Annotated in this window: 23 protein-coding genes; 12 read left to right on the forward strand and 11 right to left on the reverse strand. The window is 60.6% G+C overall.

Going from position 1 to position 26,396, the window contains the following annotated elements; genetic code table 11:
- The first annotated feature begins 18 nt into the window (after positions 1-18).
- The gene (locus tag KW840_RS06585; RefSeq protein ID WP_218494716.1) at positions 19-402 is read left to right on the forward strand and encodes an MAPEG family protein; all 384 of its coding nucleotides are present in this window, start codon (positions 19-21) and stop codon (positions 400-402) included.
- A gap of 116 nt (positions 403-518) precedes the next feature.
- On the opposite strand, the gene KW840_RS06590 is transcribed toward KW840_RS06585, so the two are convergent.
- On the reverse strand, positions 519-1,703 hold the full coding sequence (locus KW840_RS06590; RefSeq protein WP_218494717.1) for a murein transglycosylase A: 1,185 nt from the start codon (positions 1,701-1,703) through the stop codon (positions 519-521).
- Between the two features lie 126 nt (positions 1,704-1,829).
- On the opposite strand from KW840_RS06590, the gene KW840_RS06595 reads away from it, so the two are divergent.
- Complete coding sequence (locus KW840_RS06595; protein ID WP_057712959.1) at positions 1,830-2,279, forward strand: cytochrome c; 450 nt, start codon at positions 1,830-1,832, stop codon at positions 2,277-2,279.
- Between the two features lie 167 nt (positions 2,280-2,446).
- On the opposite strand, the gene KW840_RS06600 is transcribed toward KW840_RS06595, so the two are convergent.
- From KW840_RS06600 to KW840_RS06615, 4 genes are all read right to left on the reverse strand, one after another.
- Positions 2,447-2,842, reverse strand: a complete 396-nt coding sequence (locus KW840_RS06600; protein ID WP_218494718.1) for a DUF1090 domain-containing protein — start codon at positions 2,840-2,842, stop codon at positions 2,447-2,449.
- A 95-nt stretch (positions 2,843-2,937) separates the two neighbouring features.
- Positions 2,938-4,617 (reverse strand): NAD-dependent DNA ligase LigB, encoded by a 1,680-nt coding sequence (gene ligB / locus KW840_RS06605; RefSeq protein ID WP_218494719.1) that lies wholly within the window; start codon positions 4,615-4,617, stop codon positions 2,938-2,940.
- Positions 4,618-4,896: 279 nt separating this feature from the next.
- Complete coding sequence (gene metK, locus KW840_RS06610) at positions 4,897-6,087, reverse strand: methionine adenosyltransferase (RefSeq protein WP_007975460.1); 1,191 nt, start codon at positions 6,085-6,087, stop codon at positions 4,897-4,899.
- Positions 6,088-6,105: 18 nt separating this feature from the next.
- Positions 6,106-7,101: a metalloregulator ArsR/SmtB family transcription factor gene (locus KW840_RS06615; protein ID WP_057712962.1), complete on the reverse strand. Its 996-nt coding sequence runs from the start codon at positions 7,099-7,101 to the stop codon at positions 6,106-6,108.
- Between the two features lie 261 nt (positions 7,102-7,362).
- On the opposite strand from KW840_RS06615, the gene tkt reads away from it, so the two are divergent.
- The 6 genes from tkt (at position 7,363) to fba (ending at position 13,751) form a co-directional block, all read left to right on the forward strand.
- On the forward strand, positions 7,363-9,360 hold the full coding sequence (gene tkt / locus KW840_RS06620; protein ID WP_057712963.1) for a transketolase: 1,998 nt from the start codon (positions 7,363-7,365) through the stop codon (positions 9,358-9,360).
- Between the two features lie 189 nt (positions 9,361-9,549).
- Entirely contained in the window at positions 9,550-10,602 is a 1,053-nt protein-coding gene (epd, locus tag KW840_RS06625; protein ID WP_057716543.1) for an erythrose-4-phosphate dehydrogenase, read from the forward strand.
- 12 nt (positions 10,603-10,614) lie between these two features.
- Entirely contained in the window at positions 10,615-11,778 is a 1,164-nt protein-coding gene (locus tag KW840_RS06630) for a phosphoglycerate kinase (protein WP_057712964.1), read from the forward strand.
- 35 nt (positions 11,779-11,813) lie between these two features.
- Positions 11,814-12,035, forward strand: coding sequence for a hypothetical protein (locus KW840_RS06635; protein ID WP_218494720.1), 222 nt, complete (start codon positions 11,814-11,816; stop codon positions 12,033-12,035).
- A 56-nt stretch (positions 12,036-12,091) separates the two neighbouring features.
- A complete protein-coding gene (locus tag KW840_RS06640; RefSeq protein ID WP_090451874.1) occupies positions 12,092-12,424 on the forward strand; it encodes an MliC family protein in 333 nt (110 codons plus the stop codon).
- Between the two features lie 262 nt (positions 12,425-12,686).
- Positions 12,687-13,751 carry a class II fructose-bisphosphate aldolase gene (gene fba / locus KW840_RS06645; RefSeq protein ID WP_007981624.1) on the forward strand — a complete coding sequence of 355 codons (1,065 nt, stop codon included), beginning with the start codon at positions 12,687-12,689 and terminating at the stop codon, positions 13,749-13,751.
- A gap of 193 nt (positions 13,752-13,944) precedes the next feature.
- Here fba and KW840_RS06650 read toward each other — a convergent pair whose 3' ends face one another.
- Entirely contained in the window at positions 13,945-14,613 is a 669-nt protein-coding gene (locus KW840_RS06650; protein WP_057712967.1) for a polysaccharide lyase family 7 protein, read from the reverse strand.
- A gap of 323 nt (positions 14,614-14,936) precedes the next feature.
- On the opposite strand from KW840_RS06650, the gene KW840_RS06655 reads away from it, so the two are divergent.
- The 3 genes from KW840_RS06655 to KW840_RS06665 are packed head-to-tail and all read left to right on the forward strand — an operon-like array spanning position 14,937 to position 17,928.
- Positions 14,937-17,060, forward strand: a complete 2,124-nt coding sequence (locus KW840_RS06655) for a bifunctional diguanylate cyclase/phosphodiesterase (protein ID WP_218494721.1) — start codon at positions 14,937-14,939, stop codon at positions 17,058-17,060.
- 45 nt (positions 17,061-17,105) lie between these two features.
- Positions 17,106-17,594, forward strand: a complete 489-nt coding sequence (locus KW840_RS06660) for a YgjP-like metallopeptidase domain-containing protein (protein WP_057712969.1) — start codon at positions 17,106-17,108, stop codon at positions 17,592-17,594.
- 37 nt (positions 17,595-17,631) lie between these two features.
- The gene (locus KW840_RS06665) at positions 17,632-17,928 is read left to right on the forward strand and encodes a helix-turn-helix domain-containing protein (protein ID WP_007894945.1); all 297 of its coding nucleotides are present in this window, start codon (positions 17,632-17,634) and stop codon (positions 17,926-17,928) included.
- A 108-nt stretch (positions 17,929-18,036) separates the two neighbouring features.
- On the opposite strand, the gene KW840_RS06670 is transcribed toward KW840_RS06665, so the two are convergent.
- Complete coding sequence (locus tag KW840_RS06670; protein WP_057712970.1) at positions 18,037-18,489, reverse strand: GNAT family N-acetyltransferase; 453 nt, start codon at positions 18,487-18,489, stop codon at positions 18,037-18,039.
- Between the two features lie 258 nt (positions 18,490-18,747).
- Between KW840_RS06670 and KW840_RS06675 the strand changes: the two genes are divergently transcribed.
- On the forward strand, positions 18,748-19,485 hold the full coding sequence (locus KW840_RS06675) for an ABC transporter substrate-binding protein (RefSeq protein ID WP_218494722.1): 738 nt from the start codon (positions 18,748-18,750) through the stop codon (positions 19,483-19,485).
- A gap of 156 nt (positions 19,486-19,641) precedes the next feature.
- Here KW840_RS06675 and yccS read toward each other — a convergent pair whose 3' ends face one another.
- From yccS to mdtD, 4 genes are all read right to left on the reverse strand, one after another.
- A complete protein-coding gene (gene yccS, locus KW840_RS06680; RefSeq protein WP_218494723.1) occupies positions 19,642-21,825 on the reverse strand; it encodes a YccS family putative transporter in 2,184 nt (727 codons plus the stop codon).
- 228 nt (positions 21,826-22,053) lie between these two features.
- Positions 22,054-23,232: an NAD(P)/FAD-dependent oxidoreductase gene (locus KW840_RS06685; RefSeq protein WP_057712973.1), complete on the reverse strand. Its 1,179-nt coding sequence runs from the start codon at positions 23,230-23,232 to the stop codon at positions 22,054-22,056.
- Between the two features lie 147 nt (positions 23,233-23,379).
- Positions 23,380-24,717, reverse strand: coding sequence for an ATP-dependent RNA helicase DbpA (gene dbpA, locus KW840_RS06690; RefSeq protein ID WP_235863953.1), 1,338 nt, complete (start codon positions 24,715-24,717; stop codon positions 23,380-23,382).
- A gap of 105 nt (positions 24,718-24,822) precedes the next feature.
- The gene (gene mdtD, locus KW840_RS06695) at positions 24,823-26,250 is read right to left on the reverse strand and encodes a multidrug transporter subunit MdtD (protein WP_218494724.1); all 1,428 of its coding nucleotides are present in this window, start codon (positions 26,248-26,250) and stop codon (positions 24,823-24,825) included.
- Between the last annotated feature and the right edge of the window lie 146 nt (positions 26,251-26,396).

Here is a 26,396-nt window from a genome sequence, read left to right on the forward strand (position 1 = left end):
TGAAGAAGGGACTGCTTTATGACGGTTGCTCTGTGGTGCATTTTGATCGCGATTTTCCTGCCGTATGTGTGTGTGGGCGTGGCCAAGATCAGTGGCGGGTTCAGGTTGAGAGACAACCATGATCCCCGGGACTTTCTCGATTCGCTGGAAGGCTTGGGCAGGCGCGCGAATGCGGCGCAACTGAACAGCTTTGAAGTGACCCCGGCGTTCGCTGCGGCGGTGATCGTGGCGCATCTGGTCGGCAATGCCGAACTGGTGACGATCAATGTGCTGGCCGTGCTGTTCATTACCAGCCGGCTGCTCTACATCATTTGCTACCTGGCGGACTGGGCGACGCTGCGGTCGTTGATGTGGTTCGTGGGGATGGGGTTGATCGTGAGTTTCTTTGTGGTGTCAGCCTGACAGATCTTCAGGGTTTTTGCCGGCCTCATCGCGAGCAAGCTCGCTCCCACAGGAGTGTGCGTTCCAGTGTAGGAGCGGGCCTGCTCGCGAAAGCTATCTAACGGTCAACACTCGCCTCAGGGCTTGGTCTTCTCGGCATCCGCCACCTGCGGCACTTGCGGCAACGTCGCGCCTTTGGGCCAGAGCATCCAGATCTGCCCCTGCTGTTTCATGTCCCCGGCCAGTTGCCCGGCCGCATCCCCGGTGCCCCAGAACAGATCCGCCCGAACCTCGCCGGCAATGGCGCCGCCGGTGTCCTGTGCTGCCACGGGGCGAACCAGGGCCGTGCCGTCCGGTCTGGTGGTGGACAGCCACAACAGGCTGCCCAGCGGAATCACCTTGCGATCCACCGCCGCGCTGTAACCGGCGGTCAACGGTACGTTCAGCGAGCCGCGCGGACCTTCGTTGCTGTCCGGGTTGCGGGTGAAGAACACATAACTGGGGTTGCTGCCGAGCAGTTCGGGGATCCGCGATGGATTGGCCTTGGCCCAGGTGCTGATGGCGCCCATGGTCACGTCTTCTTTTTTCAGTTCGCCCTGTTCCACCAGCCAGCGGCCGATCGGTCGATACGGGTGGCCGTTCTGATCGGCGTAGGCAATGCGCAACTGGCGACCATTGTCGAGCTGGATACGACCCGAACCCTGGATTTGCAGGAACTGCAGGTTCATCGGATCGGTCAGCCAGGCCACGACCGGCGCATTGACCCCTTTGCTTTCGATGGCTGCCGCATCGTCGTATGGCTTGAGCACGCGACCTTCGAGTCGACCGCGCAGGCGCTTGCCCTTGAGTTCCGGGTAAATGCTGTCGAGGGCGACGATGATCATGTCCTCGGGGACGCCATAGACCGGGACATTGGCAGCGCTGGTCTGGGTCAGGCTCCCGGGATAGACCGGTTCGTAGTAGCCGGTGATCAGGCCGTTGGGGTTGTCGTTGGCGGCGCGCAGGCCATAGACATCGAGGTTCTGTTTGAGAAAACCGCGAATGTCGCTGGCGGTTTGCGGCACGTTGACAGCCGCTGCGCAGGTGCCACCCCAGACCGGATCGGCCTTGAGTCGGGTACAGGCGCTGCGCCAGGAACCGAAACCGGCGACCAGGTCGCTGTCGGACACTGCCGGCAGCGCTTCCCATGTGGCGCTGGAGTAGGTGGCCAGGGCGTGGGTTTTCGGTTGTTGGCTGTCGCCACCGGTGCAGCCTGCGAGCAGGGCCACCATCGGCAGGGTCCAGGCCAGGCTGTGACGCCATGCCTTGAAACGGCTGTTCATGGAGTGGTTCCTTTGCCGGTTGCTTGAGCGCTCCATGCGCTAGCAACCCTTATTGATAATAGGGCTATTGGTCTTTGCCGATGACGCGAGGATACTGGCCGCCGTTTCCCGTGACCTGAAGCCACCATGACTCTTAAAAGACTTTCTGTTGTATTGCTGGCCTGCCTGACGCTGTCCGCTTGTGGCGGTATCGACCCCAACTCGCCGCTCGGCCAGCGCAAGGCCATTTTCAAGCAGATGCTCAAGACTGGCGAAGACCTGGGCGGTATGTTGCGTGGGCGCATTGCCTTCGATGGCCCGAAGTTCGCCGAAGGTGCGGTGAAACTCGATGCGTTGTCCCGTGAGCCGTGGCAGCATTTTCCGCAAGTGCGCGAGGAGGATCACACCAGCGCCAAGAGCGATGTCTGGGAGCAACAGACACGCTTTCAGGCAATGGCCCGCGACCTTGAAAGCGCCACCGGTGAATTGGTGATCGCCAGCCAGGTCCAACCCTACAAGGCCAGCAACCTGGGGCCGGCGGTACAGAAAGTCGAAGATGCTTGCAGTGCTTGTCATAAGGCGTTTCGGGATCATTGATTCGGCGCTACGCATGACCTGTGGCGAGGGGGCTTGCCCCCGTTCGACGGCGTAGCCGTCGTTTGTTTGAACTGTCAGGTATATCTGACTGAGTTCGGTTCAGCGATTTTGGGACTGCTTCGCAGTCCAACGGGGGCAAGCCCCCTCGCCACAAAAAAACTGCTGCGTTACTTATCCAACTCATCGAGTGCGTTCTGCAATTCCTTGCGGGCATCGGCGAGTTTGTCTTTGCGCTTGTTGATCTTGTCGGGATCGCCTTTGCTCATGGCCTTGTCGAGGTCTGCCTGACGCTTGCTGACTTCGTGCTTGGCGTCGAGCACCTTGTTTTCCCGTTCCTTCTTCAGCGAGGCGTCGGTGCAGTTCGCTTCGACTTCGCTCAAGGCCTTTTCCAGGCCTGCCTGCTGGTCGGCGTTGCCGCGGACCTTGGCCAATTCGATCTGGTTGACGATGCCTTGCTTCTTGGCGGCGCAACCGGTCAGCCCCGGCGCTTCCTCGTCCGCCATCAACGGGGTGGCCAGCACGCTGCAAAGGGTCAACAGGGCGAGCGGTGAAAGAAATTTCATAAAAGCTCCATGTAGGAAAGCAAGCAGACCACTGTGGCAATGGCTGTTGGAGCCCAGCGGTCCCTTGTGGTTCCCGCTGGGCGCAGGGCCGACAACTAAAAGCCGTCAATCCCCGCATCACGTAACGTTTCACTCAAGCCCAGTACCTGCGGATCGCGGAAAAAAGCGCTCAGTTGCGCCGCGCGCCCTGGCCCGATATCGGCCTCGGCCCGCCATTGTTCGATGTCTCGCTGCGCCAGTACCAGCCATGAATCGCCGAGATGCGCCTGACCTGTCGGCGGCAATCCCAAGGCTTTCAGCCAGTGCGCGAACGGGCGTTGCCGGGCTCGGTTGAAGCTGTCCGCAAGACGAGCCGCGCTGCGCTCGCCGAAACCGTCAATGGTAGCAAGCTCTTGGGCATCGAGGGTCAACCAATCCAACAGACCGTTCAGCCGACCTGTTGCAAGAAGTTTTTCCCAGGTGCCCGGACCCACATTGGGCAGCGCCAGGCCTTGTTTGCTGCTGAGCCAGGTCAGGCGCGCAAGAAACTGGCTCTCACAGCCCGGAGTCGGTTGCCAGCAACTCAATGAATGAAAGTCCTCTGCCCGCGGCGCGTTCAATTCGGCGCGTTCGCTGCTGCGCAATACAACCCTATCGAGCCTGGGAATGGTCAGCCCGGCCAGGCTGATGGCGACCTGGTCACCCGGGCGGATGTCCAGCGTCTGCCAGCGTTGCAACGAACCGACGCTGACGTGCTTGATCTGCCGGTCATCGAGCTTTACCGGGGTCAGTTCAAGAACCGGAGTGATCCGCCCGGTCCGGCCGATTTTGAAGTGAACCTGGCGGACTTCGGCCAGTGTCTGGGCGAAGGGGTATTTCCAGGCGATGGCCCAGTAGGGTGACCTGGCTTGCCAGCGTTCGGCGGCTGGTCGCTGATTCTGGCGCAGGACGATGCCGTCGCTGGCAAAGGGCAAGGGGGAACGATACCAGTGCTCGCGCCAGCGTTCGGCATCAATGACGGAGGCGATGGGCTGGCTGTATGCCGTGGTACTCGGGAAGCCCAGCGCAGTCAGCGCCGCGGCACGCTCGGGTACGCTCGCCGGTCCTTGGGGCCAGTCCCAGACAAACAGGTCGATGCCGGCGGCCTGTTCGGCGCTCAAGACCTTGCGTGCCATCAGACCGGCTACCGAGCCACGAGCATTGAGGCTACCGGCCCGGGCCTGCACGTGATCGGTCAGGCGCCAATACAGTTCGCCTTGCACGATCAAGTCCCGGGCCTGAGATAGCCGTTGCGGGATGGCCGGAATCTGCCGTGCAGGTACCGTCCAGTCCTGGCCGCTTTGGCCGTCGCCGCGGCTGATTGCCTGGGCCAACAGGCCGCTGCGGTAAACCAGAGTCACCGCCACACCATCGATTTTAGGCTGGACCCAGACGTCGACCCGGTCACGCAGCCATTTTTCCACGGCGGGCTGATCGTGCAGTTTGTCCAGGCCGGTGTGGGCGATGGGGTGGGGCAGCGTACCGCGCGCAGTGCGCAAGGGGTCTGCGGGCGGGCTCAGATTAAAGCAGTGGCGCCATTGGGTGAGTCGCGCGCGGGACTGGTCGTAGAGTTCATCGGCGACCAGTGAGCGTCCCTGGCGGTGATAGCTGTCGTCCCAGAGGTCGATTTGTTGTTGCAGTTTGCCGACTTCGTTCCGGGCGCGTTCGGCTGGCCATTCCGGGCACTCGGCGGCGCTGGCGGTCAGGTAGGCAAGGGTCAGTAGAGCGGCGAAAAACAGGCGTAGGTCGGGAAGCATCTTGAGCGTCCTTGCTCGGTGAGGTGCGTGAAGGCTAGGTCAGTATCAGTTGGCGCAGCGAGGGGGTGTTTTGCCGGGTATTTCTGGTGGTTGTGCTGGCCTCATCGCGAGCAAGCTCGCTCCCACAGTAAGCGATGGCGTTCACAAATCAACTGACCCACTCATAACCCTGTGGGAGCGGGCTTGCTCGCGAAGGCCTTGATGCGGTGTAAAGCGAATGCCAATAAAAAGCCCCGCAGGGCGCGAACCGTGCGGGGCTTCGGGTGTTGCGGGGGAACCTTACAGGCCGGCAGCAGAACGCAGGGCGTCGGCGCGGTCGGTTTTTTCCCAGGTGAACGTGGTGAAGGTGTCGTCACCAACGGTCTTGGTCGCCGGGGTGCGACCGAAGTGGCCGTACGCAGCGGTTTCCTGATACATCGGGTGCAGCAGGTCGAGCATGGTGGTGATCGCGTATGGACGCAGGTCGAACACTTCACGGACCAGTTTGACGATCTTGTCATCGCTGATCTTGCCGGTACCGAAGGTATTCAGCGAGATCGAAGTTGGCTGGGCAACGCCGATGGCGTAGGACACCTGAATCTCGCAACGCTCGGCCAGGCCGGCGGCAACGATGTTCTTGGCCACGTAACGACCGGCGTAGGCCGCCGAACGGTCAACCTTCGATGGATCTTTACCGGAGAACGCGCCACCGCCGTGACGGGCCATGCCGCCGTAGCTGTCGACGATGATCTTGCGACCGGTCAGACCGCAGTCACCCACTGGGCCGCCGATGATGAACTGGCCGGTCGGGTTGATGTGGAACTGGGTGTCCTTGCTCAGCAGTTCGGCAGGCAGCACGTGCTTGACGATCAGCTCCATCACGCCTTCGCGCAGGTCGTTGTACGACACTTCCGGGTTGTGCTGGGTCGACAGAACGACGGCGTCGATACCGACAACCTTGCCGTTTTCGTAACGGCAGGTCACTTGCGACTTGGCGTCCGGGCGCAGCCAAGGCAGCAGGCCGGATTTACGGGCTTCAGCCTGGCGCTGCACCAGTTGGTGCGAGAAGGTGATCGGTGCAGGCATCAGCACGTCGGTTTCATTGCTGGCGTAGCCGAACATCAGGCCCTGGTCGCCGGCGCCCTGATCTTCAGGCTTGGCACGGTCGACACCCTGGTTGATGTCAGGGGACTGCTTGCCGATGATGTTCATCACGCCGCAGGTCGCGCCGTCGAAGCCAACGTCGGAGCTGGTGTAGCCGATGTCGGTGATCACGTCACGAACGATCTGCTCCAGATCAACCCAGGCGGAAGTGGTGACTTCGCCGGCGATGATCGCCACGCCCGTTTTCACCAGAGTCTCGCACGCCACACGGGCGAACTTGTCTTCAGCAATGATGGCGTCCAGCACCGCATCAGAAATCTGGTCGGCGATTTTGTCCGGATGCCCTTCAGACACGGACTCGGAGGTGAAAAGGGAGTATTCGCTCATCTCGATGTTTTCCTGAAATTACCGATGGTGAGTGTCGCCAGCCGGTCGCTGAAAATGGCGGACCTGGATCTGGAAACCATTACGTAAGCCTACATAGAGGCTTTCCCCGGGAACGAGTCCCGCAGCGGTGGCCCAACGGGCCAGATCGTCCTGTTCAAACCCCAGCCAGAGATCACCGCAGGCCTCCTTGGCCCAACTCTGGTTGTGGCTACATAACTCTGTCACTAACAGGCTACCGCCTGGTTGCAGCAAATGGGCCATGTGCTTGAGCGCATCGGCCGGTGCGGCAAAATGGTGCAGCACCATGTTCAGTACCACGCAATCGGCCTTGAGGCTGACGCCGTTCAATGCATCGGCCAGTTGCAGGCTAACGTTAGTCAGCTTGTCGCGTTCGCAGACCTGGCGCGCCAGTTCGAGCATCGCACTGCTGTTATCCAGCGCCGTGACTTGCGCGAAGCGGCGCGCCAGGTCCGGCAGGAATGCGCCATCGCCGGGGCCGACTTCAATGGCCGTGGCGTCTTTGTCGAAGCTCAGCTTGTCGAGCAGGGCCACCACGCTTTCGCGGTATTGCGGCAGACCGGCGATCAAGTCTTGCTGGGCGCGAAACTTCTCCGCAACCCTTGAGAAAAAATCCTGGCTGGCCGCCGCACGTTGCCCATGGACCTGGGTGATGCGCGACTGTACGTCGGTCGGCAGCGTCAGGTTGTCCACTTCTTCGAGCAATGCTGCGTGCAGTTTGCCGCCCAGCAGTTCGGTGTGGGGCAGCGCGCGACGGTAGAAAATCGCGTTGCCTTCGCGGCGCGTTGCCACCAGGTCGGCCTGTGCCAGTACCTTGAGGTGGTGGCTCATGCCTGACTGGCCGATGCCGAAGATCTGCGCCAGTTCCAGTACGCCGAACGAGTCATTGGCCAGTGCGCGCAAGACATTCAACCGCAGGGGATCGCCGCCAGCCTTGCACAAGGCCGCCAGCTCATCGCAATCGTCATGTTGAATGGAGGGCACGCGTAAATTCATAAGGCCGGCAGTCTAGTCACGGGTCGAAGGTATCGCAAGAGCAATATCAAAAAGTTTTGATATTGCTCGATAGATGGCACTTCTCGACGTTAGCTTTTGTCAACAATCGGACGGCGGAAAGGTTTCACCAGGCGAATACGTCGTTATCCATTGGAAAAACGCCTTCAGATGACTATCTGTCATTGCCCCGAGGCGGCCCGGTGAGGGAAAATGCTCGCCTTTTTTCCGTTTCGTTTTAATCAAGCCCCCAGGAGAACAGCGATGCCTAGCCGTCGTGAGCGTGCCAACGCCATTCGTGCCCTCAGCATGGATGCCGTGCAAAAAGCCAACAGCGGCCATCCCGGTGCCCCTATGGGTATGGCAGATATCGCCGAAGTGCTTTGGCGCGACTACCTCAAGCACAACCCGAGCAATCCATCGTTTGCCGACCGTGACCGCTTCGTGCTGTCCAACGGCCACGGCTCGATGCTGATCTACTCACTGTTGCACCTGACCGGCTACGACCTGTCGATCGATGACCTCAAGCAGTTCCGTCAACTGCACAGCCGCACCCCGGGCCACCCGGAACTCGGCTACACCCCGGGCGTAGAAACCACCACCGGTCCACTGGGCCAGGGCCTGGCCAACGCCGTGGGTTTTGCCCTGGCTGAAAAAGTCATGGCGGCGCAGTTCAACCGTCCTGGCCACAACATCGTCGATCACCACACCTATGTGTTCCTGGGTGATGGCTGCATGATGGAAGGCATTTCCCACGAAGTCGCTTCCCTGGCCGGTACCCTGGGCCTGGGCAAGCTGATCGCCTTCTACGATGACAACGGCATCTCCATCGATGGCGAAGTCGAAGGCTGGTTCACCGACGACACCCCGAAGCGTTTTGAGTCCTACAACTGGCAAGTGATCCGCAATGTCGACGGTCACGACCCGGAAGAGATCAAGACGGCGATCGACACTGCACGTAAAAGCGAGCAGCCAACCCTGATCTGCTGCAAGACCACCATCGGTTTCGGTTCTCCGAACAAGCAAGGCAAGGAAGATTGCCACGGCGCCCCGCTGGGTGACGCGGAAATCGCCCTGACCCGTGCGGCGCTGAAATGGAATCACGGCCCGTTCGAAATCCCGGCCGATATCTATGCCGAGTGGGACGCCAAGGAAGCCGGTCGCGCTGTTGAAGCCGAGTGGGACCAGCGTTTCTCTGCTTACTCCGCCGCGTTCCCGACTGAAGCCAACGAACTGGTGCGTCGTCTGAGCGGTGACCTGCCAGCTGACTTCAGCGAAAAAGCCTCGGCCTATATCGCCGAAGTGGCGGCCAAGGGCGAAACCATCGCCAGCCGTAAAGCCAGCCAGAACGCCCTGAATGCGTTCGGCCCGTTGCTGCCTGAGTTCCTCGGCGGTTCGGCTGACCTGGCCGGTTCCAACCTGACCCTGTGGAAAGGTTGCAAAGGTGTTACCGCCGAAGATGCCAGCGGCAACTACATGTACTACGGCGTGCGTGAATTCGGCATGACGGCGATCATGAACGGCGTTGCCCTGCACGGCGGCCTGGTGCCTTACGGCGCGACCTTCCTGATGTTCATGGAATACGCGCGTAACGCGGTGCGCATGTCGGCCCTGATGAAACAGCGGGTGATCCACGTCTACACCCACGACTCCATCGGTCTGGGCGAAGACGGCCCGACTCACCAGCCAATCGAGCAACTGGCCAGCCTGCGCTGCACGCCGAACCTCGATACCTGGCGCCCAGCCGACGCCGTTGAATCGGCGGTGAGCTGGAAGTGCGCATTGGAGCGCAAGGACGGTCCTTCGGCCCTGATCTTCTCGCGTCAGAACCTGCAGCACCAAACCCGCAATGCGATTCAGATCGAAGAGATCGCGCGTGGCGGTTACGTGTTGAAGGACTGCGCAGGCGAGCCTGAGCTGATCCTGATCGCCACCGGCTCGGAAGTCGGCCTGGCCGTTCAGGCCTTCGACAAACTGACCGAGCAGGGCCGCAAGGTGCGTGTGGTTTCCATGCCGTGCACCAGCGTGTTCGATGCGCAGGACGCCGGCTACAAGCAATCGGTCCTGCCGTTGCAGGTCAGCGCCCGTATCGCCATCGAAGCTTCCCACGCGGACTACTGGTACAAGTACGTGGGCCTGGAAGGCCGCGTGATCGGCATGACCACCTACGGCGAGTCGGCGCCTGCGCCGGCCTTGTTCGAAGAGTTCGGCTTCACCCTGGAAAACATCCTGGGTCAGGCTGAAGAGCTGCTGGAAGACTAAGCACGACGCGGTGGTTTCTGACCACCGCGAACCCCCTGTAGGAGCGAGCTCGCTCGCGATGGTCGTTAACGATAACGCTGGATGCCTGAATGCCCGCGTTGTCTGGGCCACCATCGCGAGCAAGCTCGCTCCTACAGGGGGGTTGTGTTGTTAACGAGAATTCGTTTGCCTGCGTCTATCGAGAACCCCATGCCTCAACCGCGTCCCTACAAAGTTGCACTCAACGGCTACGGCCGGATTGGTCGTTGCGTCTTGCGTGCGTTGTTCGAGCGAGGCGAAAAGGCCGGGTTCGAGATTGTCGCGATCAACGATCTGGCGGACATGGCCAGTATCGAATACCTGACACGCTTTGACTCCACCCATGGCCGGTTCCCCGGCGAAGTGAAGGTCGAGGGCGATTGTCTGCATATTAATGGCGACTGCGTGAAGGTCCTGCGCAGTGCCACCCCCGAAGGCATCGATTGGGCGTCCCTGGGCGTCGATCTGGTGCTGGAGTGCTCCGGCGCTTATCACACTCGCGAAGACGGCCAGCGTTTCCTCGACGCCGGCGCCCCGCGTGTGTTGTTTTCCCAGCCGATGGCCAGCGAGACGGACGTTGACGCGACCATCGTCTACGGCGTGAACCAGGACTGCCTGACCGGCGACGAATTGCTGGTGTCCAACGCGTCCTGCACCACCAACTGCGGCGTGCCGCTGTTGCGCCTGCTGAATCAGGCCATTGGTCTGGACTACGTGTCGATCACCACCATTCACTCGGCGATGAACGATCAGCCGGTCATCGATGCCTATCACCACGAAGACCTGCGCCGTACCCGTTCGGCGTTCCAGTCGGTGATTCCGGTGTCCACCGGTCTGGCGCGAGGTATCGAACGCCTGCTGCCGGAACTTGCCGGACGAATTCAGGCCAAAGCCGTGCGGGTGCCGACGGTCAACGTGTCCTGCCTCGATATCACGATGCAGACCGCCACCGCGACCGACGCCACCGAGGTAAACCGGATCCTGCGCGAAGCCGCCACCAGCGGCCCGCTCAAAGGCCTGCTGGCCTACACCGAGCTACCCCACGCAAGCTGTGATTTCAACCATGACCCACATTCGGCGATCGTCGATGCCAGTCAGACCCGCGTTTCCGGCCCTCGGCTGGTGAACATCCTGGCCTGGTTCGACAATGAATGGGGTTTTGCCAACCGAATGCTGGACGTTGCAGAACACTATCTGCAAACAGCAACTTCAAAAAAACCGTAGGAAGTGCGACCCATGACCGTGTTGAAGATGTCCGACCTCGATCTGCAAGGTAAGCGCGTATTGATCCGCGAAGACCTCAACGTTCCAGTCAAGGACGGTGTTGTCACCAGCGATGCGCGTATCCTGGCCTCGCTGCCGACCATCAAGCTGGCCCTGGAAAAAGGCGCGGCCGTGATGGTCTGCTCGCACCTTGGCCGTCCGACCGAAGGCGAGTTCTCGGCCGAGAACAGCCTCAAGCCAGTCGCCGACTACCTGAGCCGTGCTCTGGGTCGTGAAGTGCCGCTGGTGGCCGATTATCTGGGCGGTGTTGACGTGAAAGCGGGCGACATCGTGCTGTTCGAAAACGTGCGCTTCAACAAAGGCGAGAAAAAGAACGCTGACGAACTGGCCCAGCAATACGCCGCCCTGTGCGACGTGTTCGTGATGGACGCCTTCGGCACCGCTCACCGTGCCGAGGGTTCGACCCACGGCGTGGCCAAGTTCGCCAAAGTCGCTGCTGCCGGCCCGCTGCTGGCCGCTGAACTGGACGCACTGGGCAAAGCCCTGGGTGCCCCGGCCCAGCCGATGGCGGCTATCGTTGCCGGCTCCAAGGTGTCGACCAAACTCGACGTGCTGAATAGCCTGAGCCAGATCTGCAACCAGTTGATCGTCGGTGGCGGCATCGCCAACACCTTCCTGGCCGCTGCCGGTCACCCGGTCGGTAAATCCCTGTACGAGCCGGACCTGCTGGACACCGCTCGCGCCATCGCCGCCAAGGTCAGCGTACCGCTGCCAGTGGACGTAGTGGTTGCCAAGGAATTCGCGGAAAGCGCCGCTGCGACCGTCAAGCTGATCGCTGACGTCGCTGCCGACGACATGATCCTGGACATCGGTCCGCAGACCGCGGCGAATTTCGCCGAGCTGCTGAAGTCGTCCAAGACTATCCTGTGGAACGGTCCGGTCGGCGTGTTCGAATTCGATCAGTTCGGCAATGGCACCAAGGTGCTGGCCCAGGCCATCGCGGACAGCGCGGCGTTCTCCATTGCCGGCGGTGGCGACACCCTGGCGGCCATCGACAAGTATGGCGTGGCAGAGCAGATCTCCTACATTTCTACCGGTGGCGGTGCGTTCCTCGAATTCGTCGAAGGCAAGGTCCTGCCAGCCGTGGAAGTCCTGGAAAGCCGGGCCAAGGCCTGAGGGTCGCCCGTTTGACCAGGCAAGGGAGTGTTGACATGGTCAAGACGTTAGCGCTGTTGATCGTCGCGGGTTCACTGGCGGCTTGCGGGAGCAGCCCGAAAGCCACGCCGGAACCCGAGGCGCCTGCGTCGCGCAACGGCTGTTATCAGGCCGACTGGCAGGCGGAAACCAACCCGGTGCTCAACAAGCGCTCCGGGCCCGAGGGCCTGGACAAATACGAGACCCGGGCACTCGCCAAGGAACATGGCTGCCCTTGACGGGTCTGACTCTTTACTCAGGGCTGATGGCATGCGCCGTCGGTCGAGGGACATGGATGAAAGGTTTTATCGCCGTTACGGCGCTGGCGCTGTTGGCTGGTTGTGCTCAGTTGAACCCGTTCCAGTCGTCCGCGCCTGTGGATAACTGGACCACCTGGACCTGCGACAGCCAGGCCAAAGTGCTGTGGCGCTACACCGACGACAGCCTTAGGGAAGTCGACGTGCGTCTGGGCGGTGCCGATCAGGTCTACCGCTTGAAACAGGAGCCGGGTGCATCGGGTTCGCTGTACAGCAATGACATGCTGGCGTTTCACATAAAAGGTGAGGAAGGCCTGGTTTACTGGGTCGCCACCAATGATTTGATTGGGCGTGGCTGTAAGGCTGAATAATACGATTGATTTGGTATACAGAGATCCAATTGTGGGAGCGAGCTTGCTCGCGATAGCGGTATCACAGTCACATCAATGCTGAATGTGCCGCCCCCATCGCGAGCAAGCTCGCTCCCACAGGGTTTTTGTGTCGTATTTAAGATTTTGGTAACACCTGAATTCGCAGCCGGGCCCAACCCCCGATCTGCAATAACTTGAATAGCCGCCGCCGCTACGGCAGGCTGGCACGATTAACGACCCTCAACCGGGAGAGATATACACAATGGCACTTATCAGCATGCGCCAGATGCTGGACCACGCAGCCGAGTTCGGCTACGGCGTTCCAGCCTTCAACGTCAACAACCTTGAGCAGATGCGCGCCATCATGGAAGCCGCTGACAAGACTGACTCCCCGGTGATCGTCCAGGCTTCGGCCGGTGCTCGCAAATACGCCGGCGCACCGTTCCTGCGTCACCTGATCCTGGCAGCCATCGAAGAATTCCCGCACATCCCGGTGTGCATGCACCAGGACCACGGCACCAGCCCTGACGTCTGCCAGCGCTCCATCCAGCTGGGTTTCAGCTCGGTGATGATGGACGGTTCCCTGGGTGAAGACGGCAAGACTCCGACCGACTACGACTACAACGTCCGTGTGACCCAACAAACCGTAGCCATGGCTCACGCCTGCGGCGTTTCGGTAGAAGGCGAGCTGGGCTGCCTGGGTTCGCTGGAAACCGGCATGGCCGGTGAAGAAGACGGCATCGGCGCCGAAGGCGTTCTGGATCACAGCCAGATGCTGACCGACCCGGAAGAAGCCGCTGACTTCGTAAAACGCACTCAGGTGGATGCCCTGGCCATCGCCATCGGCACCAGCCACGGCGCCTACAAGTTCACCAAGCCGCCTACCGGCGACGTGCTGGCCATCGACCGTATCAAAGAAATCCACAAGCGCATTCCGAACACTCACCTGGTGATGCACGGTTCGTCTTCGGTTCCGCAAGAGTGGCTGGCGATCATCAACCAGTACGGCGGCGACATCAAGGAAACCTACGGCGTTCCGGTTGAAGAAATCGTCGAAGGCATCAAGCACGGCGTGCGCAAGGTCAACATCGACACCGACCTGCGCCTGGCGTCCACTGGCGCAATGCGTCGCCTGATGGCCACCAACCCGAGCGAGTTCGACCCACGTAAATTCTTCGGCGCCACCGTCACCGCCATGCGCGATGTGTGTATCGCTCGCTACGAAGCCTTCGGTACTGCCGGCAACGCTTCGAAGATCAAGGCGATCTCGCTGGAAGGCATGTATCAGCGTTACCTGAAAGGTGAGTTGAACGCCAAGGTCAACTAAGCCTGAGCGTTAAACTGCCTTCATGAAAAACCCGCCGAGAGGCGGGTTTTTTGTGGGCGATGATCCAGGATCGACGCGGTCAGTGTGGGAGCGGGCTTGCTCGCGAAAGCGGTGGGTCATTCAACATTAATGTCGTCTGACATTACGCCTTCGCGAGCAAGCCCGCTCCCACAAGATCAACAGTGCCTCGATATCAATTGTTGTGATCGATATCCAGCTTGCTGAAGGTCACTTTGCCGCCTTCAGTGGTGTACCCGGTGTTGTCCTGTACATAGACCCCGGCCTTGAAATACAGCGGTTTGTCACGCCAGGTCGTGCTGATTTGCGTATCCCATTGATAACCTGCCGCACTGATGCCCAAGGCGCCACCGGGGCTGAGGTGAATGAGGTAGTTGAACTCCTGGTCGAGTTTCACCCCCGTCGCAACGATGATCACCCGGCCTGTATCGTCATCGGGATGCATCCGGACCTTGGCGACGATATTGCCGGTGCCTGTGCTGGTTTTGTATTGGTATTCAACCTTCACCAGAGGTTTCTGGCTTTGATAGGCATGGATCTGGCCGATGACGACTTTCCCGGAACTCGGCACCTGGTTCACTGCCAGAGTGGCATACAACAAATTGTCGGCTTCCGGGTAATACCAGTTTTTCAACGTACCGTTGCTGTAGGTTTCACGCAATTCGGTACGTGGATAAATTGCGTTTTCGGTACGGGAGCCGGTCACGGGCGTCCAGAAAAACAATGTGCCTGTGTCTGAATGGAAGTATTGATCCTTGAAACCGTCCACCAGCTTGGCGGTTTCGACGGTGTACGGCGGGCTGCCAACGGGGACGCTGAGGTTCCAGGTTGCAAGATCGATCATGTCGGTTCTTCCACTTGATTCATGCTGCACGGACGTGCCAGAAGCTCTAGCCCGCACCTTCGGGGGCGGCCTTTATAAGCGTAGCGGGAGATTTTGTTAATGCCCGTCTGACGGGTGGCTGACGTCAACATCCTGTCGAAGCGACATCTTTCCCGGTTTCCATCGCCTGAACCATCGACCGTTAGTCGGTAAAAAGACACTATGATTAAATGATGGCTTACTGACACCTTCTGCTTTTGCAGAACCGGGTCTAGAGTGAAGACGCAGTATTTGTCCGGTTTTCACGAGAAACCGGCCTGACACCCCGCAATTAGAGAAGCAGCATGGAATGCGCGCAACCCACGCCAGTAGAAGGCAGCTCAACCCTTTTAGTCGTCGACGATTACCCCGAAAACCTGATCAGCATGCGCGCGTTGTTACAGCGCCAGGGCTGGCGGGTCATTACTGCCACCTCGGGTTTCGAGGCCCTCGGCTTGTTACTTGAACACGATATCGACCTGGTGCTGCTGGACGTGCAGATGCCGGACATGGACGGTTATGAAGTGGCGCGCCTGATGCGCGGTAGCCAGCGGACCCGTCTGACGCCGATCATTTTCCTGACCGCCAACGAACAGTCCCAGGATGCCGTGATCAAGGGCTATGCCAGTGGTGCGGTGGATTATCTGTTCAAGCCGTTCGACCCACAGGTCTTTACGCCCAAGGTCCAGGCGTTGCTCGAGCACCAGCGTAACCGCCGGGCCTTGCAGCGCCTGAGTCATGATCTGGAAGCGGCTCGTGCCTTTAATGCGTCGGTGCTGGAAAACGCAGCCGAAGGCATTCTGGTATTGGGTGAGGACGGTCTGATTCGTTTTGCCAATCCGGCGATTTCACGGTTGCTCAATGCCCCGGTGCAGGAACTGCAAGGCAAGGAGTTTCTGGACTACCTGCAAAAACCGCATATCCCGATCTGGGCCGACTCCGAGTTGCTGGCCGGATACAAACGAGGCGAAACCTTGCGCCTGCACGATGCCCTGCTACGTACGGCACTCGGGCAGCAAGTGCCGGTGGCCTTGTCCTGCGCGCCATTGCCCGCCGAGCAACATGCGATGGTCGTGACCGTGCTGGACATGTCGGTGGTGCGCCATCTGCATCAGCAACTGGAGTTTCAGGCGGTCACCGATCCGCTGAGCGGATTGCTCAACCGCCGGGGTTTCTACCAGACCGTAGAGAACCTGCTGTTGCGCGGTGAGCGTTCCGACAGCTCCTGGGTTTTGATGTATCTGGACCTCGACGGCTTCAAGCGAGTTAATGATTCGCTCGGGCACGATGCCGGCGATCGGGTGCTGCGCTGGGTCTCCGAACAGTTGAAGGCTTGCCTGCGGCCCTTCGACATTCTGGCGCGGATGGGCGGCGACGAGTTCACCGCGCTGCTGGATCTGGAGTTCCCCGAGCAGGCGGCGAAGATTGCCGAGAAGCTCATCGAGCGAGTGTCGATCTGTCAGCAGATCGACGGCCTCGATATCGCTCTGGGTGCCAGCATCGGCATTGCCACGTTCCCTGATTGTGGCGCCAATCTCGACGGGATGATGCGGGCGGCCGACATTGCCATGTACGAAGCCAAGCGTGCCGGCCGCCAGCAATATCGCTTCTACGATCATGAAATGAACGGCCGGGCGCGCACGCGGCTGATGCTGGAAGAAAGTGTGCGCACGGCCATCGAGAAGCGGGATTTCAATCTGGTGTATCAGCCTCAGGTTGCGATTGCCGACGGGCGGATTCGTGGCTTCGAGGCCTTGTTGCGCTGGCAGCATCCGAGCGTTGGCGATGTCCCCCCGGGGCTGTTTTTGCCATTGCTGGAGGAGGCGCGGCTGATCAGTCGCCTGGGCAGCTGGATTTACCATCGCGGCGCCGGGCAACGCAAAGCCTGGGAGTCCCTGTTTGCCGAGGACCTGGTGCTCGGCGTCAGCTTGAGCAGTACGCAGTTCGGCATGCCCAACCTGGTCACCGAGTTGCGCCAGGTGCTGGAGCGCCATGGCCTGCAACCGCGTCACCTGGAAGTCGAGGTCACGGAAGAGGCCTTGATGCGCAACCCTGAAGAAACCCGCAAGCAATTGCGCCTGCTGCACAACCTGGGCGTACGCGTGGCATTGGATGACTTCGGGGTCGGACCCTGCTCCCTGACGCACTTGCGCGACCTGGCGCTGGATACTCTGAAGATCGACCGCCATTTGATCGCCCGGTTGCCGGATTCGGCAAGGGATGCGGCGCTGGTGCGCAGTGTGATCGACCTGTGCAAGCAGTTCGGAATATTGGTGATTGCCGAAGGGGTGGAAACCGTCGCTCAGTATGAATGGCTGCAAGCCAACAGCTGTGAGTATGTGCAAGGTTTTCTGGTGGCCCGGCCGATGATGGCCGAAGACACCGGGGTCTTTGTCCAGCCGTTTGACTGGAGCGCGCTGCCCCGCTGAATTCGCTACACTGGCGACCTTTTAGTGACCTGTATTGCCGCCCCGATGACCGTGTTGAAATATCTCCAGGCCTATCCCGCCACCTTGCAGGACCAGGTACGTCAGCTGATCGCCGACGGTCGGCTGGGCGATTACCTGAACCAGCGTTACCCGCAAAAGCACGGGGTGCAGAGCGACAAGGCGCTGTACACCTATGCTCTGGACCTCAAGCAGGAGTACTTGCGTAACGCTCCGGCCATCGACAAGGTGCTGTTCGACAACCGTCTGGACCTGACCCACCGTGCCCTTGGCCTGCACACCACGATTTCACGGGTGCAGGGTGGCAAGCTCAAGGCCAAGAAGGAAATCCGCATCGCTTCGCTGTTCAAGGAAGCGCCTTGCGAGTTCCTGAAAATGATCGTGGTGCATGAGCTGGCGCACTTCAAGGAATCGGACCACAACAAGGCATTCTACAAACTGTGCGAACACATGCTGCCGGGTTATCACCAGGTGGAATTTGATGTGCGGGTGTACCTGACGTGGCGGGATCTGTAGGAGCTGCCGCAGGCTGCGACCTTTTAAGGAGCATTGGATGGACGTGAGCAAGACCAAGAGCAGCTTCTATCGCCGGTTGTACGTGGCGTACCTGATCGACAGCGGGCTGGCCAGCAGCGTCCCGGCGCTGACCGAAGTCACCGGCATGCCCAGGCGCACGGCACAGGACACCATCGCGGCTTTGGCGGATCTGGATATTGTGTGTGAGTTCGAGCAGGAAGAGGGCGCGCGCAACCATGCGGGGCGCTATCGGATTCGCGAGTGGGGTGCGATCGATCGCGGGTGGATCGAGCGTAACCTGCGGCAGATCAAGGCGGTGCTGGAGTATCCCTGAGATTTGCGGCGCCTGAGCTGACGCCATCGCGAGCAGGCTCGCTCCCACATCTGATCTGAGTTGTGAACCCAATCCAGTGTGGGAGCGAGCTTGCTCGCGATAAGGCCTTCAAGGGCGACGCATCCCGATGTGTGGAATGCCATCCTCGACATATTCCTCTCCCGCCACGACAAACCCGTACCGCCCGTAATACCCCTGCAAATGCGCCTGGGCCGAGAGGTAGACCGGCAGACCGGGCCAGTATTTTTCGATCTGTTTGAGTGCCTGTTCCATCAGCTCATGCCCCAGCCCGGCACCGCGTGCCTGGGGTGCAATGATCACCCGTCCGATCACCACGTCGCCGCCCTGTGATTGCGGGTCAAGCAGCCGCAGGTAAGCCACCAGCCGGTTACCGTCCCAGGCCATCACGTGAAGGGTGTCACCTTCCAGATCCTGGCCATCGATATCTTGGTAAACGCATTTCTGTTCAACGACGAACACTTCTGCACGCAGCTGCAAAATGGCGTACAGCTGCTCCTTGCCCAGGTCGCTGTGGTGTTTGCAGATCCAGTCGACTGTCATGTTTTGATTCCCTGAAAACGTCGTTCCGATACTAAGCGCACTCACGCCAGAAGTCTTTATGGCGGAAGAATCTGTGACAAAGGCCAAAATGCCATCATTCATTTTTCGCGCGGATGTCTTCTTTGTGTAATCTGGATCGAAGCGCTGTGCTATGGCTTCGATGAGCGAATGTTGAGTACCCGGGCCTTGCCGGTACAGGGGCCTTGGGGTTTTGGCTGAAAACACGTCGGGCAAGCCGCCCGCTAAGGATTTTCTGGCATGCCGCGATTGCATCGAGCTTTGGCCTTGATTGGATTGCTGTTGCTGGGTCAGGGAGCTGCGGCAGAAAAACTGCGGCTGGTCGCTGATGCCTGGCCTCCCTTTACCGATTCCACGCTCGTCAACGGCGGTCTGGCGACGGATATTGTCAGTACCGCGCTCGCCAGGGCTGGCTACGCCAGTGAGTTCGAGCAGGTGCCCTGGGCACGGGCCTTGATGGGATTGGGCGAGGGCCGATACGACGTGCTGGTCAACGCCTGGTACTCGGAGGAGCGGACCAGGCTTGGCCAGTTCTCCGGCGAGTACCTGCTCAATCGAGTGCGCTTTCTCAAGCGCAAGGACGCGCCCATTGAATTCAATAACCTGCAGCAATTGCACACCTATCCGATTGCCGTGGTGCGTGGATACGCCTATTCGCCCCCGTTCGACAACGACGAGTCGTTGCAGAAAGTCCCTGTGCACAGTTTCGCCATGGCGGTGCGCATGCTCGCGGCCGACCGGGTCAAGCTGACGCTGGAAGATGAATTCGTCGCCCGCTACTACCTGGCCCGTGAGTCACCCAAGGTGCGAAACGCCGTGGAGTTCCTGCCCAAGCCATTGAGCGAGAACAGCCTGCACATTATGGTCAGCCTGAAGAATCCCGAGCATGCACGGATCGTCGCCGGTTTCGACCGCGAGATAGCGGCGATGAAGGCGGACGGGAGTTATGACAAGTTGATGAAACGGCATGGGATGTGAGTGGGTTGAGCCAGTTTCTGTGTTGTTGCTGATGGCCTCATCGCGAGCAAGCTCGCTCCCACAGTAGATCTTCAGTCGACACAAGTTTTGTGAACACCAGAGCCCCCTGTGGGAGCGAGCTTGCTCGCGATGAGGCCCGCCCAGACACCACAGATCTCAATCCTCACTGGTGTCCTTGATCAGATGTGCCGCCAACGTCCTCAGCGGCCCCAACTGCCGGCAGATCAGCGCCAGTTGCGTCTGCACCAACCGCTGCCCCTCATCGATTTCATCAGGCATCTGTTCCAGTTCATTGGCCAGTGCTTCTTCTTCATCGCTCTGAATTTCAATCGAAGACTTGCTCGCCAGCCCTTGGGCGATCTCGTCGATGCTGGCGGCCAGTTTCACTCCGGCCCCTTCGATCAAATGTTCACGCACATCCGTCGGCAGTTGGGTTTCCCGGTGCGCGCCCAGGCCCGACAGGTAACTGAGTAGCGTGTGTGACAGCACCAGGAAGCGGAAGCCCACATCCGCCTCCTTTCGGAAATGTCCCGGCTCCATCAGCATGTTGGCCAGTGTGGTCGACAGTGCCGCGTCGGCGTTGTGCGCGTTGCGGCGGGCCAGGCGGTAAGCCAGGTCGTCGCTTTTACCCGCAGCGTATTGCTGCATGATCTGGCGCAGGTAGATGCTGTTGCAGGCCAGGGTGTTGGCCAGCACTTTGTTCAGGCGTCGGCCCTGCCAGTCCGGCAGGAACAGGAACACCGCCAGCCCGGCAATCAGGCTGCCGAGCAAGGTATCGAACAAGCGTGGCAGGAACAGTCCGTAACCGTCACCTACCTGGTTGAAGCAGAACAGCACCATCAGGGTGATTGCCGCCGTCGCCAGGGTGTAGCGGGTGGTGCGGTTGGTAAAGAACACCACCCCGGCGGCGATGGCGAAGCATGACTGGATCAGCGGGTTCGGGAACAGGTCGAACAGCGCCCAGGCCAGTGTCAGGCCAATGGCGGTGCCGATGATCCGTTGACCGAGTTTGCGGCGAGTGGCGCCGTAGTTCGGTTGGCAAACGAACAGCGTGGTGAGGATGATCCAGTAGCCTTGGGACGGGTGAATCAAATGCACCATGGCGTAGCCGATGCTCAAGGCCAGGGGCAATCGCAGGGCATGGCGGAACAGCAGCGAGGTCGGCGTCAGCTGCGTGCGCAAGCGAAGCCACACGTCCTTGAGGCTGCGCGGCGAACGGTCGAGCAGGCTGCTGTCGGTGGCGTCGGCCAGGGCGTCGGGGTTACTGGCATCGCTGAGCAAGCGGTCGAGGGTGCCGAGGTTGGCTGCCAGTGCCCGCAGTGAACGCAGCAAGCCGCGCCAGGCCGGGTTGCTCTGGATGCGCAGGTGTTCGAGAGAGGCATCCAGGTCGCTCAGTGCCTCGGCGAAACTGGCGTCATAGGTGAACGGCTGGCGCATCTGGATCGATTCGGCCAAGGCCCGGCAGGCCTTGCCTTGCTGGCGCAACAGGCGCTGGCAGCGGAACAGCACGTCGCTGTGGAAGAAGGCGTCGGCCAGGGCGTTGTACGGGTAGTGCGACGAACTGGCACGCTCGTGGATGTCCTGGGCGAGGAAGTACAGTTTGAGGTAGCGGCTGACTTTCGACCCCGGGCGCCCGTTGCCGACCCGGTGCAGGATGATCTCCTTGGCGGCGTTCAGTGCCGCCACCACGCGGCCGTTCTGTTGGGCCAACTCCAGGCGCCGCGCCTCCACGTCCATCTGCCGGATCGGCTCGAATAGCGAGGATTTGAGCTTCAGGTAAAAACCCAGCTCGCGGAACAGCCGCGCCAGGCTCTGCTGCACCGGCTGATTGGAAAACAGCGCCTGCCACAACACCGACAGCAAGCCGTACCAGGCGGCACCGGTCACCAGTAGCATCGGCTCGTGCCAGACGTCGATGACCGCACCGCCACGCTGGTCCACGCCGATCATGGTGTAGACCGAAAGGATCAACGTCGCCGAGGCAATCGCGCCATAGCGCTCGCCGAGGGCGCCGAGCATGGTCAGGCAGAACGCGGCCAGGGCGAAGGCGACGATAAACAGTGGGGGGTAGGGGAAGAGCAGTTCGACGGAGAGGGCGGCGACCGCGAAACACACCAGCGTCACCGCCAGTGCGTTGAGACGGCCCTGCCAGCTGTCGTCGGTCTCGGCCAGGGCACTGGCGATGATCCCCAGGAACAACGGGATCAGAAGGCCCATTTCATCCTGATACCAACACAGCGCCATGGTGCCGGTCAGGGCAATGAATACCCGCACGCTGTAGCTGAACTTATCCAGCGCCCAAAGGCGACGCAGAGACTGGCGGAACGAAGTCGATGACATGAAATGCGAAGGCCTTCCGAGGCAATGACGCTAAATTGAGCCACTAATGACGCCGACGCAATGGCGTCGATCACATCAGACAGCAAAATCTGTTCCTTGTCAGGCACTTCAAACCACTGTGGGAGCGAGCTTGCTCGCGATGGCGGCCTGTCAGTCAACATCTCTGTTGAATGTTATGGCCTCATCGCGAGCAAGCTCGCTCCCACAGGGGTTGTATTGATTTTTGAATCAGACGTACTGCGCAGCCGCGTAGCCCGATGCCCACGCCCACTGGAAGTTGAACCCGCCCAGATGCCCGGTCACGTCGAGTACTTCGCCGATGAAGTACAGCCCCGGGCTCTTCAGCGACTCCATGGTCTTGGACGACACTTCATTGGTGTTGACGCCGCCCAGGGTCACCTCGGCGGTGCGATAGCCTTCGGTGCCCGCCGGCACGACTTTCCAGCTCGCCAGTTTTTCCGCGATATCGGCCAGTTCCGCGTGGGTGTACTGCTTCATCGGTTTGGAGACGAACCAGTTGTCCGCCAGCAGGTTGGCCATCTTCTTGGTGAAGATTTCACCGAGCAGGGTTTTCAGCTCGCTGTTGGGACGTTCGGCCTGTTGCTGTTGCAGCCAGCTCGGTACGTCGTGATCCGGCAGAAGGTTGATCTCGACGGTGTCGCCGGATTCCCAGAACGACGAGATCTGCAAAATCGCCGGACCGCTGAGGCCGCGGTGGGTGAACAGGATGTTCTCGCGAAAGCTCTGGTCGTTGCAGCTCACCAGGCAATCCACCGACGTACCGGATAACTCGGTGCACAAGGCTTTGAGCTGATCGGTAATGGTGAACGGCACCAGGCCGGCGCGGGTCGGCAGCAGTTCGTGGCCGAACTGCTTGGCCACTTGATAGCCGAAACCGGTGGCGCCCAGGGTCGGGATCGACAGGCCGCCGGTGGCGATCACTAGGGATTCGCAGGTGATTTGGTCAAGCGTCGTGTCCAGCAAGTAGCCTTTTTCAAGCCTCTCGATGGTCTGGATCGAGGTGTCCAGGTGCAGGCTGACGCCGACCTGATTGCACTCGTTGAGCAGCATTTCGAGAATGTCACTGGATTTGTTATCGCAGAACAACTGGCCGAGTTTTTTCTCGTGGTACGGCACGCCGTGCTTGGCCACCATGCCGATGAAATCCCACTGGGTATAGCGGGCCAGGGCGGATTTGCAGAAGTGCGCGTTCTGCGAGAGGAAATTGCTCGGTTCAGTGTACATGTTGGTGAAATTGCAGCGGCCACCGCCCGACATCAGGATTTTCTTGCCGGCCTTGTTGGCATGGTCGAGCAGCAACACCTTGCGCCCGCGCCCGGCGGCGGTCAGTGCACACATCAACCCTGCGGCGCCAGCGCCAATGATCACGACTTCGGTAGAGCGCAAAACGGTGTCCTCACAAAAAACTATTGCGGTCCCTGTAGGAGCGAGCTTGCTCGCGAAAAACCCGAGCTCACCGCGGTGAGCCAGGCTGCCAGCGTTATCGTTCACGCCCATCGCGAGCAAGCTCGCTCCTACAGGGGGGGCGTGTTGTTACAGGATGCGAACGCGCAACGAACGGCCCTTGATCTTGCCGTCGTTCAAACGCTGCAAGGCCTGCTTGGCGACGCCGCGCTCCACGGCCACATAGGCCTGGAAGTCGAAAATCGCGATCTTGCCGACCTGGGCACCAGGGATGCCGGCGTCACCGGTCAGTGCGCCAAGAATGTCGCCCGGACGAACCTTGTCCTTACGGCCGCCAGCGATGCACAGGGTGCTCATCTGCGGCAACAGCGGACCACCACCCTTGGAGGTGAGGTTGTCCACCTGATCCCAGGTCAATGGTGTCTTCTGCAATTGCTCGATAGCCTGGGCGCGCTGTGCTTCGGACGGCGCCACCAGGCTGATCGCGAGGCCTTTCTCACCGGCGCGGCCAGTACGGCCGACGCGGTGAATGTGGATTTCCGAATCACGGGCCAGTTCGACGTTGATTACCATGTCCAGGGAATCGATATCGAGGCCGCGCGCTGCGACGTCGGTTGCCACCAGCACCGAAGTGCTGCGGTTGGCGAACATCGCCAGCACCTGGTCGCGGTCACGTTGTTCCAGATCGCCGTGCAGGCCGACGGCGGAGATGCCCTTGGCGGTCAGGTGATCGACGGTTTCCTGAACTTGCTGCTTGGTGAAGCAGAAGGCCACGCAGGAGGCCGGACGGAAGTGGCCAAGCACCTTGGTCACCGCACTCATGCGGTCGTCCGGGGAAATCTCGTAGAAGCGCTGCTCGATCTGCGTGTCGTCGTGGAACGCTTCGGCCTTGACCTGCTGCGGGTTGCGCATGAACTTCGAGGCCAACTGCTTGATGCCTACCGGGTAGGTAGCGGAGAACAGCAAGGTCTGGCGACGTTCCGGGGCCTGCATGATGATTTCTTCGATGGAATCGTAGAAACCCATGTCGAGCATGCGGTCGGCTTCGTCGAGGATCAGGGTGTTCAGGCCGTGGAGCACCAGCGAGCCCTTGCGCAGGTGCTGCTGGATGCGCCCCGGCGTGCCGACGATGATGTGCGCGCCGTGTTCCAGCGAAGCGATCTGCGGGCCGAGGGACACGCCGCCGCACAGGGTCAGGACCTTGATGTTGTCTTCGGCACGGGCCAAGCGACGGATTTCCTTGGCGACCTGGTCGGCCAGCTCGCGGGTCGGGCACAGGATCAGCGCCTGGCAACCGAAGTAACGCGGATTGATCGGGTTCAGCAGGCCGATGCCGAACGCGGCGGTCTTGCCGCTGCCGGTCTTGGCCTGGGCGATCAGGTCCATCCCCTTGAGGATCACCGGCAAGCTTTGCGCCTGGATCGGCGTCATCTGGGCATAACCGAGGGAGTCGAGGTTAGCCAGCATGGCGGCGGACAGCGGCAAAGTATTAAATTCGGTGGCGATGGTGGTCACGGGACTGGCCTGCAAAACAAAATGTCGCGCAGTGTACCAGTCCGGTGGCCATTCGCCCTAAGGCTCTATGTGTTCTTCCGGACGTTTAACACGCCGTCCGTCATTCCGTGACAGCTGGGAAAAGATCGTCGCGGCCAGCATTGCCATGATTCCAACCGTCACAAACGTCAGTTGAAAGGCGCCCAACACCGTGTCCACGCCGTCATTTCCGATCTCGGCCGTGAACCCGCCGAGCAATGCACCGGCGCAGGCTACCCCCAGACTCAGTGACAATTGCGCGACCACCGACAGCAGGCTGTTGCCGCTGCTGGCGCTGGCATCGTCGAGGTCGATCAGGGTCACGGTGTTCATTGCGGTGAACTGCAAGGAGTTGATCGCGCCAAGGATCGCCAGCTGGCACAGCAGCAGCCAGTACGGCGTCTGCTCGCTGACCAGGCCCATGCTCGCCAGCATGATCCCCAGCGCCAGGGTGTTGCCGGTGAGCACGATGCGGTAACCCAGATGTTCGATCAGCGGCCGCGCCACCCACTTGGCGATCATCGCCGCCGCCGCCAGCGGCAGCATGCTCATCCCGGCCTGGGACGGCGAATAGCCCAGCGCCACTTGCAGCAGCAACGGCACCAGAAAGGGCAGGGCGCCGCTGCCGAGGCGGGCGAACAGGTTGCCGAGAATGCCCACGGCAAAGGTCCGGGTCTTGAACAACGACGGCGCGAACAGCGGGTTTTCGATATGCCCGGCACGCAGCCAGTACGCCGCCAGGCACGCCATGCCGCCGAACAGCAGCAACATCACCCGCAGGTGCGGCAGGTGCAGTTCGCCCAGGCCTTCCATGGCGATGGTGATCAGAATCATCGCCGCACCGAACAGCACGAAGCCCAGGCTATCGAAACGGGTGCGCTCGGTGCCGCGCAGGTCCGGGATGAACTTCCACACGGCGTAGCAACCGACCAGCCCCACCGGCAGGTTGATCAGGAATATCCAGTGCCACGTCAGGTATTGCACCATCCAGCCGCCCATGGTCGGGCCGATCAACGGGCCGAGCAGCCCGGGAATGGTGATGAAGCCCATGATCCGCACCAGCTCCGAGCGCGGGTAGGCGCGCAACACCACCAGCCGCCCGACCGGCAGCATCAACGCGCCGCCCAAGCCCTGGATCACCCGGGAGCCGATCAACTGGGTCAGGCTGGTCGACAATGCGCAGAGCAGCGAGCCGAGGCTGAACAGCAAAATCGCACTGAAGAAGATTTTCCTGGTGCCGAAGCGATCGGCGATCCAGCCGGACGCGGGAATCAGCAAGGCGACCGTGAGCATGTAGGCGATGATCACACCTTGCATGCGTAGCGGATCTTCGGCCAGGTCCCGGGCCATGGCGGGCAGGGCGGTGTTGAGGATCGTCCCGTCGAGGGACTGCATGAAGAAGGCAATGGCGACGACCCAGGGTATCCAGCGGGCAGTCACAGCGTCGAGAGGCGGGCGGATGGGCATGGGACCTCTTGTGGATGAAGTCAATGCTAAATGATTTGTGATCACAGTCATTGTGGGAGCGAGCTTGCTCGCGATAGCGGTAGATCAGTCGACAATGATGTTGAATGAAATGGCCTCATCGCGAGCAAGCTCGCTCCCACAAGGTT

The organism is Pseudomonas sp. PDM30, assembly GCF_019218985.1.
In the GTDB taxonomy this organism is placed as follows: Bacteria; Pseudomonadota; Gammaproteobacteria; order Pseudomonadales; family Pseudomonadaceae; genus Aquipseudomonas; species Aquipseudomonas jessenii.